The following is a 16559-nucleotide window of genomic DNA, read 5'->3' as shown; positions in this document are numbered from 1 at the left end:
ACGGCACCCGCAGCGCGGGCGGCAAGGCAGGCGGCACCATGTTCGAATACAGCGTTGAAGCAAGGCGCACCGATGCGCGAGGCAGCATGGCCACGGCCAAGAACGCCGCACTCGTTCTCGACACCAGCCTCGAGGGCCGGACCGATGCCTTCAATCCAGCCGAACTGCTTCTGGCGGCGATCGCCGCCTGCATGATCAAGGGCATCGAGCGCGTCACCCCGATGCTCGGTTTCAAACTGCGCGGCGTCAGGGTCGCATTGCATGCCGTTCGGCGCGACAGCCCGCCGGGGATTGCCTCCATCGACTACGAGCTTGTCGTCGACACCGATGAAACCGACCAGCGGCTGGACCTGCTGCACAAGAACGTCCGCAAGTACGGCACGATTTCCAATACAATCGCCGCCGCCACGAAACTCGAAGGCAAGATCAGGAGAAAAGCATGAGCCGCCTGCATGTCGAAAACCACCAGGTGTCGCGCATCGGCTGGTTGCGCGCCGCCGTCCTGGGGGCCAATGACGGCATCGTCTCGACCGCGAGCCTGATCGTCGGCGTGGCGTCGGCCGCCGCGCCGGCTTCTCAGGTTCTGGTCGCCGGAATAGCCGGCCTGGTGGCAGGCGCCATGTCGATGGCGGCCGGCGAATACGTCTCGGTCAGTTCGCAGTCGGACACCGAGAATGCCGACCTTGCCCGCGAACGCCAGGAACTGAAGACCCAGCCCGAATTCGAGCGCGAAGAGTTGGCGCAGATCTACGTCAAGCGCGGGCTGGAGACGGAGCTGGCCCGCCAGGTCGCCGACCAGCTCATGGCCAAGGATGCGCTGGCCGCGCATGCCCATGACGAACTCGGCATTTCGGAAATGACCACGGCGCGGCCGATCCAGGCGGCGCTGACCTCGGCGGCGACCTTCAGCGTGGGCGCGGCAATGCCGTTGCTCATGGTGCTGGTGTCGCCGGCCTCCATGCTGGTGCTGGCGGTCTCGCTCGCGTCCCTGCTTTTCCTTGCCCTGCTGGGCGCCATCGGCGCCAGGGCGGGCGGCGCCAACATCCCTCGCGCAACGTTGCGGGTGACCTTCTGGGGCGCCTTCGCCATGGCGCTCACCGCAGGCATCGGCGCGCTGGTCGGGACCGCGGTGTAGGCGGCCGGCCAACTGCTCGACCGCCTATGCCATCACCCGCCGACCGCGACCTTGGCGACATTGACACCGAGATCGTACACCAGGATGCCACCATAGTAGGCGGTGATCGTGACCAGCACGGAACCGGCGATTTCGATCGCCGGGATGGCGACGGCCATCGAGCCGATGCCGCGATTGCGCAGCCAGAGGCCCAGCCTTACGGCACCCCAGATGAGGAACGCCAGCGCGGTGGCGCCGCCCAGCCCCTCATGCGTTTCCGCCACCGGGCTGCTGAAGCCGCCCGATTCGGCGAAATCGAGCGCCAGCCCGCCAAGATACCAGGTTGCCACGGCAAACAGCCCGGCGGCCACGGCCAGGCCGGTCGAGATTGTGCCCGCGCCGCTGCGCACGGTCATGTCATGACGCCGCCAGAATCCGACGATGTCGACCAGCGTCACGGTCAAGATGATCACGATTGGAAAATGCACGAAGATCGGGTGGATATGCTGAATGGGAACCATGCTGCTTCAAACCTTCTCTTGAAACGGATCGAAAATGCCCCTTGTCGACGGGCACCGCACGCAACTTAGCCCGGCGACGCAATCGCTCTCTTGATCCAGGACAAGGCCACCGCGACCGCCGGACGCTTGCGATTCCCGCGTCTCCCATGCCATCTGTCCGATACAACGCAGCGACCCAGACAGAATGGCAGCACGACCGACATCGCTCACAGCCAGGCCGCCCGGCGTCAGCCTCAACCGCGCGCTTTCGAAACTCGGCCTGTGCTCGCGCACGCAGGCCGAGGTGCTGATCGCCGAGGGGCGCGTGCGCGTCGGCGGCAAGGTGGTGCGCGATGCAGCACTTCGCGTCGACCTGAACCGCGACCGCATCGTCGTCGATGGCGAGCAAGTCGTTGCCGAGCGCAAGGTCTATGTCATGCTCAACAAGCCGCGCGGGCTGGTCACCACCCGCGACGACCCGCAGCAGCGCGACACCGTCTATGCCTGCCTGGAAGGGCTCGACCTGCCCTTCGTCTCGCCGGTCGGCCGCCTCGACAAGGCGAGCGAAGGCTTGCTGCTGATGACCAACGACACGCATTTCGCCAACCGGCTGATGGACCCGGCCTCGCATCTGCCCAAAACCTATCATGTCCAGGTCGGCACGGTGCCTGACGAAGCGATGCTCAAGACATTGCGCGCGGGCGTCAGTGTCGACGGCGAGACCCTGACGGCCAATTCGATCGCGCTTTTGCGCAGCGGCGGCCGCACCGCCTGGCTGGAGATCGTGCTCGACGAGGGGCGCAACCGCCACATCCGCCGCCTGCTCGCCGCGCACGGCATCGAGGTCAAGCGCCTCATCCGCATCGCCATCGGCCGGCTGCCCCTGGGCGACCTCGCCAAGGGCACGGCGCGGCATTTGACGCCGGAGGAGCTGGCGCTGCTGGCGGAGTGAGCAGTGAGGCTTCGCCCGCGCTATTCGACGTCGATGCTCACGACCGTCTTATGGGCATTTCCCGTATAGGTATGGGTCGAGAACGTCACCTCGTCGTGTCCCCTGAACCCGGGATTCGACCGGTAAAGCCCTTTGATGCCATTGACCTTGTGCGTGTTGCATTTCCAGCGCTCATTCGATTTGGGGAAACCGGAATAGAGCTTTGCGTGCACCAGCCTGACCTTGCCGTGGCTTGGGCCGGCGATGACCCTGACATCGTTGGCGCCGGCGCTCGAGCAGTCGACATTCAGGCTCACATCCCTGAGGATATAGATCTCCTGCCCCGACAGCGCCGTCTTTCGATAGCTCTCCGTCCCCGCGGCCGCGGGCCAGGCCGCCAGTCCCAAAGCCGTCAACGCCGCTACGAAACCTGCGGTTTTGTGCACCATTTTTCAGCGATCCCCTGGCTGCATGAAATCCCATTTCGGCCGAAGACGGCCGATTGCGGCGCCGCCCACGTTTTCCCGCTACTCGACCTTGATGTTGGCAACATATGTGAAGGCGTTGCCCATATAGGTGTGGACCGAAATTGTGACCTGGTCCCAACCCTTGAAACCGGATTTCGACCGGTAAAGCGCCCTGATGCCGTTCACCATGCGGGAATTGCATTTTGAACGCTCGTTCGACTTGGGATAGACCGCATGCACCTTGCCGTGGACGAGCTTTACATTTCCGTGGCTCGGGCCGGAAACCACGCGCACATCATCCTTGCCGGCGCTGGAACAGTCCGCGTTCAGGCTCGCGCCACCGAAAACATAGATCTCCTGGCCCGAAAGCGCTGTCTTCTGGTAAGTGGACGAGTGGGTGTAAGCAGAAGCCGGACAGACCGTAAGTCCCAGAAGCGCAAGCCCCGATATGACACTCGTCACGCCGCAGTTCATGTCAGCCCCCCCGACCAGCGAATTCTCCATCGACGGTTTTATGGCAGCCGCAAACAAGCCGCCAATCACGGAAGCAGCCAGATCGATCAATTCATGGTTATCAGAATAGAATCGAAACAATATCCAACGGTGTTGGCTTTCAATATTTAAACCGCACGGAGCAGGAATATACTGTCTTCATGCCTATAAAAAAGAACCGTAAAAAGCGATCCGAGCCAAGAACAAGCGCCATGACGGATAGCCGATCTAGCGCGAATGTCAGGGATAGTGACCCGATTTCCGCAAACAACACAGGGCTATGGGAACGGCTCGCCCCCGAAATAGCCGGCGTTGCTGGCCGGCTGTGCGGCGGACCGTATTACCCGGCCTGCCGCTGACCCTCGAGAAACTGGCCGAGGCCTCCCGGCCGCAGACAGGCGTCCCAGAAAAAATTCTCGGTCGACCGATGATTTCCACCCGCCTGCGCTGTCCTCATCCATAGGCGCCGGAATTGTCCGGGCCGGAAAAGCGAGGTGATCCATGGGATCGTTGAAGGGGCAAAATGTCGTCGTGGTCGGAGGCAGCCGGGGTGTCGGCCGCTCGATCGTGGAAGCTGCACGCGCCGAGGGCGCAACCGTGCTTGCCGTCGCCCGCGGCGCGGAAGCTTTGAAGGAACTCGCCTGGGAAGTCTCCGACGTCAGGACGCTGGCCGCCGACGCCACGCAGGACACCGCGCCCGACGCCGTGTTCGCCGCGCTGGAGCCGGATGTGCTGGTCCTCTGCGCCGGCGCCTTCGCGCCGTCGGCGCTCATCCAGGACCAGAGCTGGGACGATTTCTCGGCGAATTGGGAGACCGACGTCAAGGCGTCGTTCCTGTTCTGCAAGGCGGCGCTACAGGGGCAACTGAAGCCGGGCAGCCGCGTGGTGCTGATCTCCAGCGGCGCGGCATTCAGCGGCGGACCGCCGAATTCCGGCGGCTATTCCGGCGCCAAGCAGATGCAGATGTTCCTTGCCGCCCACAGCCAGAAGGAGGCCGACCGGCTTGGCCTCGGCCTGCGCTTCATGGCGCTCGCGCCGATGCGCATCATGGCCGGCACCGGCGTCGGCCAGCGCGGCATTCTAGGCATTTCCGCCTATCTCGGCATCAGCCCGGCGGATTTCCTGGCCAGCATGAGCGATGTGCAGACGCCCGCCGATGTCGGACGCGCCGTGGTCGCGCTGGCCGGCGGCAAGATGCCAGGCGTCGCCTTCACGGTGAGCGGCAGCGGCCTTGCGGCGGCGGCATGAGGCGCGCAGAATGCGAGGCGAACTCCGGCAAATTCCGCGCGTGGCAGGCACGACATGACAGACGCTCCCGGCCCGTTTGAGCCGCTGGGCTCGAGAGGCGTGCCGATCCTCGATCGGCCTGCCTTCGAGCGCCTGACGATGGCGCACCGCCGCGCGCTGAAGCTGCACTGCTACCGGATGATGGGCTCGCTGCACGAGGCCGACGATCTCGTCCAGGAGACGTTCCTGAAAGCCTGGCGCGGCCGCGCGCAATTCGACGGGCGCGGCTCGCCGCGCGGCTGGCTTTATTCGATCGCCACCAACGCCTGCCTCAACGCCATCAAGGCGCGGTCGTCGGCGCATCGCATCCTCGAAGAGCCCGCACGGCCGCCGAGCGAAGGGCGCGCCGCCGCCGGGCCGGCCGCCGAGCTCTCCTGGCTGGAGCCTTACCCCGACGCCGAACTGCCGGACCTCGTCGATGGCGAGCCCGGCCCGGACGCGCGCTACGAGACAAGCGAGGCTGTGCGGCTGGCCTTCGTCGCCGCCATCCAGTTGCTGCCGCCCCGGCAACGCGCGTCCCTCCTGCTGTGCGACGTGCTGGGCTGGTCGGCGCTGGAAACCGCGCAATTGCTGGGCGGCTCGACTGCCTCGGTCAACAGCGCCCTGCAGCGGGCGCGCGCGACACTTGGCGAGCACTATCCCGGCGGACGCCCCTTGCAGCGATCGCAACCCAACCCGGAGGAAGGCGAGCTGCTCGAACGCTATATCAGCGCCTGGCAGGCCGCCAATCTCGACGGCTTCGTCGCGCTGCTGCGCGAGGACGCCACTTACCACATGCCGCCATGGCGCGACTGGTACCAGGGACGCCAAGCGATCCATGGTTTCTTCAAAACCGTGTGGAGCAATTACGCCGGCTATCGCGCCGTCGCGACGCGGGCCAACGGCCAGCCCGTCGTCGCCCTCTATGCACGGCGCCATCAGGAACAAGAATGGCGCGCGCAATCGCTGCACGTCGTCGAGCCGGCCGATGGCGCCATCGCCGCGCTGACGATCTATGTTGCCCCGCTCGGCCCAGACCTGTTCGCCGCCTTCGGCCTGCCGCCTGTCTTGTCCGGACCGGAAGCGTAGCCATCCTCTCCTGACGGAAAGCTGGCAGGAGGCCTGGCCTATAGAACTGCCGGGAAGCCCGGCCGTGGCTTCAGCGATCATCAAGGAGCCAATCGATGAATTTCGTCTCTGTCCGCATCATCACGTCGGATGTTCAGCGCCTCGTGCGCTTCTACGGTGAGATCACCGGCATGCCGGTGACGGTCTACACCGAGGACTTCGCGGAACTCTCGACACCTTCCTGCACGCTGGCGATCGGCAGCACGCGCACCCTGATGCTGTTCGGCGGCGACATCGCCCGGCCCGCCGACAACCACACGGCCATCCTCGAATTCCGCGTCGGCGACGTCGATGCCGAATTCGCCCGGCTCTCGGATTTCATCAGGGACACGACCGTGCAGAAACCGACCACCATGCCCTGGGGCAACCGCTCGCTGCTGTTTCGCGACCCCGACGGTAATCTGGTGAATTTCTTCACGCCGGTGACGGCGGAAGCGATCCGGAAGTTCGAGAAGTAGGAGGCGAGGCGCAAATCCGTGCAGCGCCAGACGTCTGAAATTGGCTGGAGCCTACTTCAGGTTCCACTTGCGCACGACCGGCTCGCTGAGATCGTGCTCGTAGCCGAGCACGCTGATGCTGGCCGTGTCGAGCACGAACAGCGCGCCGCCTTCCGGCGGCAGGCCGAGCCAGCGGGCGGCGAGCACGCGCAGGAAATGCGCGCTGGAAAAGATCAGGATCGAGCCGCCAGCTTCGCGAACCTGCCCGATGATCCTGTCGGCGCGGGCGCCGACATCGGCGGCCATCTCGCCTTGCGGGCAGCCGTCGCGAAACACGTTCCAGCCTGGCCGCTCGGCCAGGATCTCCTTGGTGGTGCGCCCCTCATAGGCGCCGTAGTCCCACTCCTGCAGATCGTCGTTTCTGATGCTTGCCGCGCCAAAACCGGCCAGCACGCTGGTGTTGTAGGCGCGCTGCGAGGGGCTCGACCAAACCGCCGAGAACGACAGGCCCTTGAGCCGCTCCGCCACGCCCCGCGCGGCCGCCTCGCCTGCCGGCGTCAGCGGCATGTCGGTGCGGCCGGTATGCTGCCCCGAAAGGCTCCACGCCGTCTCGCCATGCCGGACCAGGTGGATTTGCGGATATGCGCTGCTCATACGCTCGGCCTTTCGTTGGTGTCAGGCCAAGCTGTAGCGGTCGGCGCAAGGGAGCGAAAGACCCGGTGACCATCGCGGCACACCACCCGGCATGGTGATCGGCGGGAAGCACAGGAAGCAGGCCCGGCAAGGCCTTCAGCTCCGCAGCAACTGCCTGACGGATTCGTTGACATAGTCCGCGATTTCGACCTCGCGGCGCTGACGCCTGCGTATTTGCGCCCGTTTGTTCGGCTTGTAGTCGGCTGGATCCCGCTGAGCCTTCACCAGGGGCAAGGCATACATCGTGCGACGTATGAGCCTCCCCCCGGACTCCGCCCAGAAGCCGTCATAGTCCGCGGTGATGCGGCGGCGCAGGGCATAGTCCCTCGAAAAGACGTGGCCTGCGTTTGATGCCGCGACAAGGCCACGGAGTTTGAGTGAGGATGCCAGCGTCTGGGCCACCAGGAGCAGCAGCGTTTTCGGTCGCAAGCCTTCCATGGCTTTGGTCAGTATCCGGGAATCCTCGAGACCTTGCACACCGGTCGACATCGACTTCAGAGCGCCAATATAGAGAACCTTGCCGGCGCCACCGAGTTGCAGAAGCGACCGATCCACGATCGCGAGCGCCATTTCGATGACGGGACGTCCTTCCAGGCGCAGGAGAAGGCGCCATTCCCCCTCCCGGTACAAGCCTGCCTGGCCCGTCAGTTCCACCGTGACGTCACCAGCAACGGTCGACATTGCCAGGAGACGACGACCGCGCGTGTGACTTTCAACCAGGGCGGCATCGGTCAAAAGACGCGCCGCCGCGGTGTAGTGACCAACGACGGCGGCGGAACGATGGATACGCATCAGATTGGCCACGAGATACGGCCGAACCGGCTTCAGCGCAATGTCGGGATATTGAGCAAGGATTGCCGTGAACGGCTCAACACCGAGGGTCGACCGGATGGCAGCAATATCGCGCCGGAACATCCACCGAAGCGCCGCCCATTTGCTTTCATGCACCCATTTGTTCAGCTTGCGCCGAAACTCGGAGGGCGACCGGTTTATTGGGCCTCTTGGCCGGGATGGCCGCGGCGCGCCCATGGCAATCGTCATTTGCTGCATTCTTCTTCGGACGTGTCAGTCAAGGCGACTGATGATCTCAATGTTGGATGTCGGAACTTACCGCCACCTCGCCGCGGATATACGAATCCGTAAGGGAGCCACCAAGATCGACCTTCCCGCGCGTGGTCTTCGGCGTCCGCCCTTCGTCGCAATCACCTCGGTTGCGGCGCAACCGAGCCGAGGCCGAGAGGGATACCGGCAGATCGCCGCGGCGTGCCCCTCGCCTGGCCCTGATCCACATGACGCTGGCCCTGTGAGCAGGCCGGCGGCGCAACTATATGAAAGTAAGCTTCCAACGCTCCCGCCACTCCAAGGGCGCCAGCCCTTGCACAACAGGTCAGATCATCATGTACAAACATCTGCTCATCGCCACCGACGGATCGGAACTGGCCGACAAGGGCGTTGCCCATGGCCTCACATTGGCAAAGGGCATCGGCGCCGCCGTCACCTTCGTAACCGTCTCGGAACCGTACCCGATCTTCGCCTGGGGCGGCGCCATGGCCGGCTATGCGGCGGGCGACGAACTGGCCGTCTACCAGGAGGAGTCGCGCAAATATGGCAAGGAGGTTCTGGCCAAATGCAAGGCCTCGGCCGACGCGGCCGGCGTCTCCGCCAAGCTTGTCCATGTCGAGGACAAACGGCCCGCCGAAGCGATCCTGGAACTGTCGCAGGCGCAAGGCTGCGACCTGATCGTGATGGCCTCGCATGGCCGCCGCGGACTGGGCAAGCTGCTTCTCGGCAGCCAGACGGCGGAAGTGCTGTCCTACACCGCGATCCCGGTGCTGGTGGTCCGGTAATAGATTGACCCGGAGCGCTCGTCATATGTCCATAAGGTCCATACGACGGGATTCATGTTGTACGGATTCAATCCGTACTGAATAATTGGGGGCAAAGGAGATACCTATGCCCCGCAACGCCAGCGACAACGGTCGAATCGATTTCCGGATTCCGCCCGAAGCGAAAGCCGTAATCGCACGTGCGGCGTCTTTGTCGAATGTCGGCCTGACCGAGTTCATTGCGCGCTCCGCATTGCGTGACGCCCAGGCCACGATCGAGCGCGCCGAGCATCTTGCGCTGTCGGAACGGGACAGCCTGCGCATCCTCGACCTACTTGAAAACCCGCCCTCCCCGACCAGCCGTCTTATCCGCGCCGCCAAGGCCGGCCAGACCCACTCGTGAGCTCCATCACGTGGCAAGAAGTGCCGATCGGTAAACAGCATAACCGTATCGCCCTCGCCATTCGGTCGACCGTGCCCTGGAGAAAGCAACGAATGGCGCATGAGGATCGCACCCGGACAATCCCCGGGAGAACGCCGCAATCGGCAGCCATGCTGGCGGACGTCAAACGGGCGATGGCGATCACCGCCCGTCTCAACCGTCTGACGTTCAACGACGCGGACGAGGTCCGCGTCTTGTTCAGCGAACTCATCGGCAAAAAGGTCGATGACAGTTTCCTGCTGATCCCGCCCTTCTACGCAACCGGTGGGGCCGACACCCGCGTCGGCCGCAATGTCTTCATCAATCAGAACTGCACCTTTTATGATCTTGGCGGGCTCGACATTGCCGACGACGTGCTGATCGGGCCGAATGTCAGCCTCATCACATCGGGCCATCCGCTCGAACCATCGCGGCGGCGCGCCTTCACCACCGCGAAGCCGATCGTCATCGAACGCAACGTCTGGATCGCCGCCGGCGCGACGGTCATCGGCGGCGTCACCGTCGGCGAAAACGCTGTCGTCGCGGCGGGCTCGGTGGTCACGAAGGATGTTCCCGCGAACACGCTTGTCGGCGGCAACCCGGCGCGGGTTATCAGGTCGATTGCCGAGTGAGGGCAACCTACCACAGCCCCTCCAGCGCCAGATACGCCCCCAGCGCCAGCAACCCCACGAAGAACACTCTGCGAAACGTCTCGACGCTCATCGTCTGGCGCAGCGCCTGGCCGATGAACATGCCGGCCAGCGCCGGCAGCAGCGCCAGGATCGAGCCTGTCAGTTGCGCCGTCGGCGATGCCAGCGCGCCTGTCCTGAACAGGCCGATGGCAAGCGCCGCCGTCGAGACGGTGAAGGACAGGCCGAGCGCCTGGATGAGGTCTTCCCTCTCCAGCCGCAGCGATTGCAGATAGGGCACCGCCGGGATGACGAAGACGCCGGTAGCGCCGGTGACCAGCCCGGTCGCCACGCCGACCAGCGGTGACACCAGGGCCTCGTGGCGCGCCGGCGTGGTGAAGCCAAGCTTGAACAGACCGAGAATGGCGTAAAGCACCAGCGCCGCGCAGAGCCCCGCCGAGGCCGCGCCCGCATGCGCTCCGGTGAGCACCCCTGCTCCGGCGACGGTACCCAGCATGATGCCCGCCATCATCGTCCACAGCCGCCTGCACAGGCCGCCGAAGGCGGGGCCGGTGAACAACTGCCAGAGATTGGTGACCAGCGACGGGATCAGCAGCAAGGCGGCGGCCTCGGCCGGCGGCATCGTCACCGCCAGCAATCCCATCGCCACGGTCGGCAGCCCCATGCCGACGACGCCCTTGACGAAGCCGGCGGCGAGGAAGACGGCGCCGATCCAGGCGATGACGCCGGCACTTAGCATGACGTGACCTTCACCACGCGATCAATCATGCAGCAGCATGTCGGTCGCGTCGGCGTCCGGGCCGGGTTTTGCCGGCGCGGCATCGGAACTGATTGAAGGCGCCCTTGTCGAACATCCCCGCAACCCGGGCTGCGCCTGCGCCATGGCAAGCGTGGCCACGGCGACGGCCAGCACGATCGCCGCGCTTTCAAGGATGCCGAGCCGGCCTGGTGCTTTTTCGCTCATCGCAAATCTCCATCGCAAAAGATTTGACGGAGATGCGGCCCGCGCACAATGTGGAAATTGCGCTGCCAGCCTTCGGCCAAGACGAAGGCTGGTCGCAGAAGTCAGCTTGGCTTTCCGAACTGCCGGACTGTTTTGCAGGGAACAAAAAATGCGCTTCGATCTCACCGATCTCCGACTGTTCCTGCTGGTCGCCGAGCGCGGCAGCATCACCCATGGCGCCGAGCTTGCCGGGCTGGCGCTGGCCTCGGCGAGCGCCCGCATCAAGGGCATGGAGGAGCGGCTCGGGGCGCCGCTTCTTGAGCGCCGCCGCCGTGGCGTGGTACCGACGGCCGCCGGCCAGGCGCTGCTGCACCATGCGCGCGCCGTGCAGAACCAGATCGAGGCGATGGCCGGCGACCTCGGCGCCTATGCCGGCGGCCTGCGCGCCCGCGTGCGGCTGATGGCCAACACCGCCGCCACGGCCGAGCTTTTGCGCAACGCCCTGCCGGCCTTCCTGGTGGCGCATCCCGGCATCGACATCGATCTGGACGAGCGCCCCAGCCACGAGATCGCCGAGGCGGTGGCCAGCGGTGCCGCCGATCTCGGCATCGCCGCGACCTGGGCCGGCCTGTCGCATCTCGAACAGAAGCCGTTCTTTATCGACCGGCTGGTGGTGATCGCCGCCCGCGACTGGCCCGGCCTCGCCGACCTGCATGCCGTCAACCTCGCCGACATCTTGAGCGAGTCCTTTGTTGGGCTGAGCCTCGGTCATCCCCTGCAGGAGCACATCACCCGCCAGGCCGCCCGCCTCGGCGGCCATCTGCACATCCGCATCCGCGTGCCCGGCCTCGACAATGTCTGCCGGCTGGTCGCGCAGGGCGCCGGCATCGCCATCGTGCCGGAAAGTGCGGCGCGCCGCTCCGCCCGCACGCTACGCAGCCTGCGGCTCCGCGACGACTGGGCGACCCGCCAGCTCAACCTCTGCGCCCGCAGCTTCGAAGAACTGACGCCGCAGGCGAAATTGCTGGCCGCGGCGCTGGGTTGAGCCGAAACGGGTCGCTGGCGGGTCTCACCAGGGCAACGGACCTTCATCGTAGAAATAGCCGCCGGTCGGACCGTTCTCGTCCAGGGTCGCCAGGCGAACAATGATCTCGGCCGCCTGCTCCACTGTGCGGTAGCCACTGTGTCCGTTGAAGTCCGTCGCGGTATAGCCGGGATCGGCCGCATTGACCTTGATGTCCGCCGCGGCAAGCTCCTTCGAGAAGGCAACGGTGGCGGCGTTGAGTGCCGTCTTGGAGCTGTTGTAGCCAAGGATATTGATCGAATAGAATTCGCTGGCCGGATCGGTCAATCTGCCCAGTGACCCCAGCCCGCTGGAAACCATCACCACATTGGCGCGCGGAGCTGCCCTAAGCAGCGGCAGGAAGGCCTGGGTGGTGCGGATCGGGCCGAACACGTTGACCTCGTAGACATCCTTGATGATGGCTATGGGCTCTTCGCTGGGAGCGAGCATGGAGCCGAGGACGCCGGCATTGTTGACCAGCACATCGAGACGTCCGTCCTCCTGCAAAACGCGTGTGGCGGCCGCCTCGACGCTGGCGTCGCTGGCGACGTCGATCTCCAGCACGCGCACGTCATGGCCCTTCTGCCTGAGCTCGGCTGCCGCCGCTTCGCCGCGTTCCCTGTCGCGGCTGCCCAGCCAAATCCTGTAGCCCGCTTCGCCCAGCCGGCGTGCGGTTTCGTAGCCGATGCTCTTGTTGGCGCCGGTCACCAATGCGGTTTTGTCGGTCATTTCCATCTCCAGTTTGATCTGTGGTTGGTCTGCGGCAGAGATGGGGCGGACCGCTGGCCGCCGCGTGCCGAAAACTGGTGAGTTCTTGCCTATTCCTGCCGGACGCTTGATTGCCGGCCGTGCCGATGCGATCTAGAGACTGTGATGAAATCGCTCGACGACCTCAAAGCGCTGGTGCTGCGCCATGCGCGCGGCCGGCTGACCGAAACCGGCATTGCCCGCGTCGCCATCATGAAAGGCGAGGCGACGACCGGGCCGTTGCTGGGGCTCTACGACCCAAGGCTTTGCCTGGTCCTGCAGGGCGCCAAATCCGTCATGATCGGCGATCAGCTGCTGCATTACGATGCCGGCCGCTACTTTATCGCCGCCGTCGAGGTGCCGGCCGTCGGCAAGGTTTTGCAGGCCAGCCCGCAGCGTCCCTACCTCTCGGTCAGCCTGGCCCTTGACACCACGCTCATCGCCTCGCTGCTGCTCGACATGCCGCCCGTTGCCGAAGCGCCAATCGGTCATGGCTTTGCCGTCAGCCAGGCCGACGAGGCGCTGGTCGATGCGTGGCTGCGCATGATCGAGCTCATCGATCATCCGGCCGAAATCCCTGTGCTGGCGCCGTTGCTCGAACGCGAGATCCTGTTTCGGCTGCTGCAGGGACCGCAAGGCGCCATGCTGCGCCAGATTGCCGGCGCCGACAGCCGCCTGTCGCAGATCCGCCGCGCACTGGGCTGGATCCGCGACCACTATGCCGAGCCGTTCCGCGTCGAGGATCTTGCCCGGACAGCCGGCATGAGCGCCTCGGTGTTCCACCGCCACTTCAAGGCGGTCACGGCGATGACGCCGATCCAGTACCAGAAGCGCATCCGCCTCAATGAAGCGCGCCGGCGCCTGCTCGCCACGTCAGGCGATGCGGCCGGCGCCGCCTTTTCCGTCGGCTATGAAAGCGCGTCCCAGTTCAGCCGTGAATATGCCCGCCTGTTCGGTGCGCCGCCCCTGCGCGATATCGGCCGCCTGCGCGCCGCGCCAGAGCCCACCGAGCTCGCCTGACCCTCTTGAATTCGAAGATGCAAGAGTAAAGCGGGAAGACCACGCCCTCCTAGCCCTTGCACCGCGCCCCGAGGGCGATCCATGCGGGGGCTTCGATACGTCCACCACCAAGCGCTTTATCCCGCCTACCCGCATGGATGAGGAGATGGTCGTGACTCTGAGGCGACACAGGCCTTGCTGATATTAAAAATTGCCCATAAGGTATTTTTCACATAAGAAAGAAAAAAATGCCAATTTATCTCATTTATGAAAGACAGGGCTTTTGCGGGAGCATCTCGATCTGACCGATCGGCGGCTGGTCAAACAGCTGTCGCAGGACGCCCAGCCGGGCATCAACCGCCTCGCCGAGATCTTGGCGATTTCGGTGCCGACGGTGCGCTCGCGGCTGCGCAACCTGCTCGACCGCAATCTGCTCAAGATCGTCGGGCTGCTGAACCTGACCGAGCGGCCCGAGCTGATCTCGGCCATTGTCGGCATCAATGCCCAGGGACGCGGCCGGGCCCGCGAACTGGCGCAACGCATTTCCGAACTGCCCTTCGTAAACTCGGCCTCGGTGGTCACCGGCCGCTTCGACATCATCGTCGACGTGACGGTGGCCGGTGATGTCGCCGATCTCTACCGCGTCACCAGCGAGCTGATCCCGGGCGCCGGCGAGCCGGGCGAAGTCGTGCGCAGCGAGACCTTCGTCGTCATGGCATCCTGCAACAAATGGGTCAGTCTTCCCGAGGGCTGCTGGTCTGACGACCGCAAGGAGCCGGCATGAGGATCGCTGTTCTCGGTGGCCTCGGCCTGCAAGGCCGGGCGGCCATCGCCGATCTCGTCGCCAGCGGTGTCGAGGAGGTGATCTGCGTCGATACCGCGCCGGACGGCGCGGCCCGGCTTGCTGATCTGACCGACCTTTCCCGCGTGCGTTTCGTCATGCCCAAGGGCGCGATCGGACCGGCGCTCGCCGATGTGCTGGCCGATGCCGACGCCGTCATCGATCTGCTGCCGCAGCCGCTGATGCGCGAGGCGGTGCAGGCCGCCATCGCTACCCGCACGCCGCTGGTCACCACCAATTACGGCAAGGCCATCGCCGATCTGGCGCCGGAAGCCGAACGTGCGGGCGTATCTGTTATGACCGAATGCGGGCTCGACCCCGGCATCGACCTCGTGCTCTACGCCCGCGCCGCAAGGCAGTTCGATGCCATCACCGCGATCGATTCCTATTGCGGCGGCATCCCCGAGCCGAAGGCGATGGCCAAGCCGCTTTGCTACAAGGTGAGCTGGAACTTCGACATGGTTCTGGTCAGCCAGAACCGCGACAGCGTGATGATCGAGGACGGCAAGCGCGTCGAAGTCCCCGCCGCCCGCCAGCATGACAGCCCCTTCATCCACGAGATCGAGGTCGCCGGCCTCGGCCGGCTGGAAGCCTTTCCCAATGGCGATGCGCTGCACTATGTCGAGATGCTTCCCGCGGCAAAAGGCCTGCGCCGCACCGGCCGCTACACGCTGCGCTGGCCCGGATGGTCGGCCTTCTGGGCACCGCTGAAGGAGCTCGGCTTCCTGTCGGAAGACAAGGTGCCCGGCACCTCCAGCAGCCCGCGCGAATTCCTCGGCCGGCTGCTCGGCCCGCAACTGCAATATGGCCCCCACGAGAAGGACCTGTGCGTGATGCGCAACGTCTTTTCCGGCCTCGAAGGCGGCCGCGCCAAGACGGTGACATCCGATCTGGTCATCGAGCGCGATCTGGCGTCGGGCCTGTTCGGCATGAGCCTCGGCGTCGGCTACCCCGCCAGCATCGTGGCGCAGATGCTGGCGCGGCGCGAAATCAGCAAGGCCGGCCTGCTCAACCCGCTGCTCGACGTGCCCGACGAACCCTTCTTCGACGAACTGGCCAAACGCGGCATCAAAATTGCCGAGACGGTGGCCTGGGACTGAGGATTTTCGAACGGCCCGCCGGCAAAACGGCGCCGCCGCTCAAAAAAGCGCCCAAGGGAAGCCGCGGGCAAACAACAACAGGGAGGAATACCAGAATGAAGATTGCCAGACTTTTCATCGCCGGACTTGCGCTTGCGGGCTTGACCGCTGCCGCCAGTGCCGGAACGCTTGACGAGATCACCAAGCGCGGCGAATTGCGCGTTGCCGTGCAGACCCAAGGACCGCCCTTCTCGCTGGTCGGCGCCAATGGCGAACGCACCGGCAGTTCGGTAGAACTGGCCGAGCTGATGGCCAAGGAAATGGGCGTCAAAATCAAATTCCTCGACTTCGACTGGGACGGCCTGATCCCGGCGCTCTTGTCCGGTAAGGCCGACCTTCTGGTCGCCGACATGACGCCGACGCTGGCACGCGGCATGAAGGTCGCCTTCACCACGCCCTACATGTACACGGGCAGCACCGTCTTCACCAAGGCCGACAGCAAGTTCAAGACCACCGAGGACTGCAAGGCCAAGGGCACCAAGATCGCTGTTCTGCTCGGCGCCACCGGCGAGAAGGAAGCCAAGGCCGCCTTCCCCGATGCCGACATCAAGAGCTACAAGGGCGGCGGCCCGCTGCTGCTCGACGCCGTCAACAACGGCCAGGCCGATTGCGGCGTCAACGACATCTCGGCGGTCAAGGGTCAGCAGACGGCCTACCCCGCCGGCACCTTCACCGTCATGCCGGATCTTCTGTCGAAGGAACCGCTTGCCTTCGCCACCCGCTATGACGAACCTGACCTCTTGATCTGGATGAACCTGTTCCTCAACCAGGTCACCATCGACGGCCGCCTGCAGAAGAACCTCGACTACTGGGTGAATTCCGACGCCTGGAAGAAGGATCACTGAGGAATTAGCGAATAGCGAATAGGGAGTAGCGAATAGGGAATGGCCGTTGCGGCCACG

At 64.9% G+C, this 16559-nt stretch carries 22 protein-coding genes; 14 read left to right on the top strand and 8 right to left on the bottom strand.

All coding sequences use genetic code 11. The annotated features are described in order from the left end of the window. The first annotated feature begins 38 nt into the window (after window positions 1–38). On the top strand, window positions 39–443 hold the full coding sequence (locus JG746_RS13625; RefSeq protein ID WP_202358592.1) for an OsmC family protein: 405 nt from the start codon (window positions 39–41) through the stop codon (window positions 441–443). Further along, window positions 440–1135 carry a VIT1/CCC1 transporter family protein gene (locus tag JG746_RS13620; protein ID WP_202358591.1) on the top strand — a complete coding sequence of 232 codons (696 nt, stop codon included), beginning with the start codon at window positions 440–442 and terminating at the stop codon, window positions 1133–1135. Before JG746_RS13625 ends, JG746_RS13620 begins: the two co-directional genes overlap by 4 nt. A 32-nt stretch (window positions 1136–1167) precedes the next feature. On the opposite strand, the gene JG746_RS13615 is transcribed toward JG746_RS13620, so the two are convergent. Continuing rightward, window positions 1168–1635: a DUF2231 domain-containing protein gene (locus JG746_RS13615; RefSeq protein WP_202358590.1), complete on the bottom strand. Its 468-nt coding sequence runs from the start codon at window positions 1633–1635 to the stop codon at window positions 1168–1170. Window positions 1636–1819: 184 nt separating this feature from the next. Between JG746_RS13615 and JG746_RS13610 the strand changes: the two genes are divergently transcribed. Then, window positions 1820–2566, top strand: a complete 747-nt coding sequence (locus tag JG746_RS13610; protein WP_202358589.1) for a pseudouridine synthase — start codon at window positions 1820–1822, stop codon at window positions 2564–2566. A gap of 20 nt (window positions 2567–2586) precedes the next feature. Here the strand turns inward: JG746_RS13610 and JG746_RS13605 are convergent, their stop codons facing one another. Then, window positions 2587–2994, bottom strand: coding sequence for a hypothetical protein (locus JG746_RS13605; RefSeq protein WP_202358588.1), 408 nt, complete (start codon window positions 2992–2994; stop codon window positions 2587–2589). A gap of 78 nt (window positions 2995–3072) precedes the next feature. Beyond that, window positions 3073–3576 (bottom strand): hypothetical protein, encoded by a 504-nt coding sequence (locus tag JG746_RS13600; protein ID WP_244730782.1) that lies wholly within the window; start codon window positions 3574–3576, stop codon window positions 3073–3075. Window positions 3577–4005: 429 nt separating this feature from the next. On the opposite strand from JG746_RS13600, the gene JG746_RS13595 reads away from it, so the two are divergent. The 3 genes from JG746_RS13595 to JG746_RS13585 all read left to right on the top strand — a co-directional run bounded on the left by JG746_RS13595 (window position 4006) and on the right by JG746_RS13585 (window position 6356). After that, window positions 4006–4752, top strand: a complete 747-nt coding sequence (locus JG746_RS13595) for an SDR family NAD(P)-dependent oxidoreductase (protein WP_202358587.1) — start codon at window positions 4006–4008, stop codon at window positions 4750–4752. Window positions 4753–4806: 54 nt separating this feature from the next. Then, the gene (locus JG746_RS13590) at window positions 4807–5859 is read left to right on the top strand and encodes a sigma-70 family RNA polymerase sigma factor (protein ID WP_202358586.1); all 1053 of its coding nucleotides are present in this window, start codon (window positions 4807–4809) and stop codon (window positions 5857–5859) included. A gap of 95 nt (window positions 5860–5954) precedes the next feature. After that, the gene (locus JG746_RS13585; RefSeq protein WP_202358585.1) at window positions 5955–6356 is read left to right on the top strand and encodes a VOC family protein; all 402 of its coding nucleotides are present in this window, start codon (window positions 5955–5957) and stop codon (window positions 6354–6356) included. A gap of 51 nt (window positions 6357–6407) precedes the next feature. On the opposite strand, the gene JG746_RS13580 is transcribed toward JG746_RS13585, so the two are convergent. After that, entirely contained in the window at window positions 6408–6989 is a 582-nt protein-coding gene (locus tag JG746_RS13580; protein WP_202358584.1) for a histidine phosphatase family protein, read from the bottom strand. Between the two features lie 135 nt (window positions 6990–7124). After that, complete coding sequence (locus JG746_RS13575; RefSeq protein WP_244730779.1) at window positions 7125–8069, bottom strand: VirK/YbjX family protein; 945 nt, start codon at window positions 8067–8069, stop codon at window positions 7125–7127. A 356-nt stretch (window positions 8070–8425) separates the two neighbouring features. Here JG746_RS13575 and JG746_RS13570 point away from each other — a divergent pair, with 356 nt between their 5' ends. The 3 genes from JG746_RS13570 (at window position 8426) to JG746_RS13560 (ending at window position 9907) form a co-directional block, all read left to right on the top strand. Further along, window positions 8426–8875 (top strand): universal stress protein, encoded by a 450-nt coding sequence (locus JG746_RS13570; RefSeq protein ID WP_202358583.1) that lies wholly within the window; start codon window positions 8426–8428, stop codon window positions 8873–8875. A 106-nt stretch (window positions 8876–8981) separates the two neighbouring features. Continuing rightward, complete coding sequence (locus tag JG746_RS13565) at window positions 8982–9257, top strand: type II toxin-antitoxin system TacA family antitoxin (protein WP_202358582.1); 276 nt, start codon at window positions 8982–8984, stop codon at window positions 9255–9257. Window positions 9258–9349: 92 nt separating this feature from the next. Further along, window positions 9350–9907, top strand: coding sequence for a sugar O-acetyltransferase (locus JG746_RS13560; RefSeq protein WP_202358581.1), 558 nt, complete (start codon window positions 9350–9352; stop codon window positions 9905–9907). Between the two features lie 7 nt (window positions 9908–9914). Here the strand turns inward: JG746_RS13560 and JG746_RS13555 are convergent, their stop codons facing one another. Both JG746_RS13555 and JG746_RS13550 read right to left on the bottom strand, forming a co-directional pair. Further along, entirely contained in the window at window positions 9915–10664 is a 750-nt protein-coding gene (locus JG746_RS13555) for a sulfite exporter TauE/SafE family protein (RefSeq protein WP_202358580.1), read from the bottom strand. A 21-nt stretch (window positions 10665–10685) separates the two neighbouring features. Beyond that, window positions 10686–10889, bottom strand: coding sequence for a hypothetical protein (locus tag JG746_RS13550; RefSeq protein WP_202358579.1), 204 nt, complete (start codon window positions 10887–10889; stop codon window positions 10686–10688). Window positions 10890–11037: 148 nt separating this feature from the next. Between JG746_RS13550 and JG746_RS13545 the strand changes: the two genes are divergently transcribed. After that, a complete protein-coding gene (locus JG746_RS13545) occupies window positions 11038–11913 on the top strand; it encodes a LysR substrate-binding domain-containing protein (RefSeq protein WP_202358578.1) in 876 nt (291 codons plus the stop codon). Window positions 11914–11937: 24 nt separating this feature from the next. On the opposite strand, the gene JG746_RS13540 is transcribed toward JG746_RS13545, so the two are convergent. Further along, window positions 11938–12666 (bottom strand): SDR family oxidoreductase, encoded by a 729-nt coding sequence (locus JG746_RS13540; protein ID WP_202358577.1) that lies wholly within the window; start codon window positions 12664–12666, stop codon window positions 11938–11940. A 135-nt stretch (window positions 12667–12801) separates the two neighbouring features. Here JG746_RS13540 and JG746_RS13535 point away from each other — a divergent pair, with 135 nt between their 5' ends. From JG746_RS13535 to JG746_RS13520, 4 genes are all read left to right on the top strand, one after another. Next, entirely contained in the window at window positions 12802–13698 is an 897-nt protein-coding gene (locus JG746_RS13535) for an AraC family transcriptional regulator (protein WP_202358576.1), read from the top strand. A gap of 262 nt (window positions 13699–13960) precedes the next feature. Beyond that, the gene (locus JG746_RS13530; protein WP_010910740.1) at window positions 13961–14461 is read left to right on the top strand and encodes an Lrp/AsnC family transcriptional regulator; all 501 of its coding nucleotides are present in this window, start codon (window positions 13961–13963) and stop codon (window positions 14459–14461) included. Then, window positions 14458–15618 (top strand): saccharopine dehydrogenase family protein, encoded by a 1161-nt coding sequence (locus tag JG746_RS13525; RefSeq protein WP_202358575.1) that lies wholly within the window; start codon window positions 14458–14460, stop codon window positions 15616–15618. Before JG746_RS13530 ends, JG746_RS13525 begins: the two co-directional genes overlap by 4 nt. Window positions 15619–15713: 95 nt before the next feature. After that, complete coding sequence (locus tag JG746_RS13520; protein ID WP_096448535.1) at window positions 15714–16502, top strand: ABC transporter substrate-binding protein; 789 nt, start codon at window positions 15714–15716, stop codon at window positions 16500–16502. Window positions 16503–16559: the final 57 nt, after the last annotated feature.

It is taken from the genome of Mesorhizobium sp. 113-3-3 (assembly GCF_016756495.1).
Classification (GTDB): domain Bacteria; phylum Pseudomonadota; class Alphaproteobacteria; order Rhizobiales; family Rhizobiaceae; genus Mesorhizobium.
This window is presented reverse-complemented; position numbering and strand designations above follow the sequence as displayed.

What these genes read in the sequence shown, in the direction of transcription:
- JG746_RS13625 (WP_202358592.1), top strand. Translation starts at nt 39, where the DNA reads ATGTTCGAATACAGCGTTGAAGCAAGGCGCACCGATGCGCGAGGCAGC.
- JG746_RS13620 (WP_202358591.1), top strand. Translation starts at nt 440, where the DNA reads ATGAGCCGCCTGCATGTCGAAAACCACCAGGTGTCGCGCATCGGCTGG.
- JG746_RS13615 (WP_202358590.1), bottom strand. Translation starts at nt 1,635, where the DNA reads ATGGTTCCCATTCAGCATATCCACCCGATCTTCGTGCATTTTCCAATC.
- JG746_RS13610 (WP_202358589.1), top strand. Translation starts at nt 1,820, where the DNA reads ATGGCAGCACGACCGACATCGCTCACAGCCAGGCCGCCCGGCGTCAGC.
- JG746_RS13605 (WP_202358588.1), bottom strand. Translation starts at nt 2,994, where the DNA reads ATGGTGCACAAAACCGCAGGTTTCGTAGCGGCGTTGACGGCTTTGGGA.
- JG746_RS13595 (WP_202358587.1), top strand. Translation starts at nt 4,006, where the DNA reads ATGGGATCGTTGAAGGGGCAAAATGTCGTCGTGGTCGGAGGCAGCCGG.
- JG746_RS13590 (WP_202358586.1), top strand. Translation starts at nt 4,807, where the DNA reads ATGACAGACGCTCCCGGCCCGTTTGAGCCGCTGGGCTCGAGAGGCGTG.
- JG746_RS13585 (WP_202358585.1), top strand. Translation starts at nt 5,955, where the DNA reads ATGAATTTCGTCTCTGTCCGCATCATCACGTCGGATGTTCAGCGCCTC.
- JG746_RS13580 (WP_202358584.1), bottom strand. Translation starts at nt 6,989, where the DNA reads ATGAGCAGCGCATATCCGCAAATCCACCTGGTCCGGCATGGCGAGACG.
- JG746_RS13575 (WP_244730779.1), bottom strand. Translation starts at nt 8,069, where the DNA reads ATGACGATTGCCATGGGCGCGCCGCGGCCATCCCGGCCAAGAGGCCCA.
- JG746_RS13570 (WP_202358583.1), top strand. Translation starts at nt 8,426, where the DNA reads ATGTACAAACATCTGCTCATCGCCACCGACGGATCGGAACTGGCCGAC.
- JG746_RS13565 (WP_202358582.1), top strand. Translation starts at nt 8,982, where the DNA reads ATGCCCCGCAACGCCAGCGACAACGGTCGAATCGATTTCCGGATTCCG.
- JG746_RS13560 (WP_202358581.1), top strand. Translation starts at nt 9,350, where the DNA reads ATGGCGCATGAGGATCGCACCCGGACAATCCCCGGGAGAACGCCGCAA.
- JG746_RS13555 (WP_202358580.1), bottom strand. Translation starts at nt 10,664, where the DNA reads ATGCTAAGTGCCGGCGTCATCGCCTGGATCGGCGCCGTCTTCCTCGCC.
- JG746_RS13550 (WP_202358579.1), bottom strand. Translation starts at nt 10,889, where the DNA reads ATGAGCGAAAAAGCACCAGGCCGGCTCGGCATCCTTGAAAGCGCGGCG.
- JG746_RS13545 (WP_202358578.1), top strand. Translation starts at nt 11,038, where the DNA reads ATGCGCTTCGATCTCACCGATCTCCGACTGTTCCTGCTGGTCGCCGAG.
- JG746_RS13540 (WP_202358577.1), bottom strand. Translation starts at nt 12,666, where the DNA reads ATGGAAATGACCGACAAAACCGCATTGGTGACCGGCGCCAACAAGAGC.
- JG746_RS13525 (WP_202358575.1), top strand. Translation starts at nt 14,458, where the DNA reads ATGAGGATCGCTGTTCTCGGTGGCCTCGGCCTGCAAGGCCGGGCGGCC.
- JG746_RS13520 (WP_096448535.1), top strand. Translation starts at nt 15,714, where the DNA reads ATGAAGATTGCCAGACTTTTCATCGCCGGACTTGCGCTTGCGGGCTTG.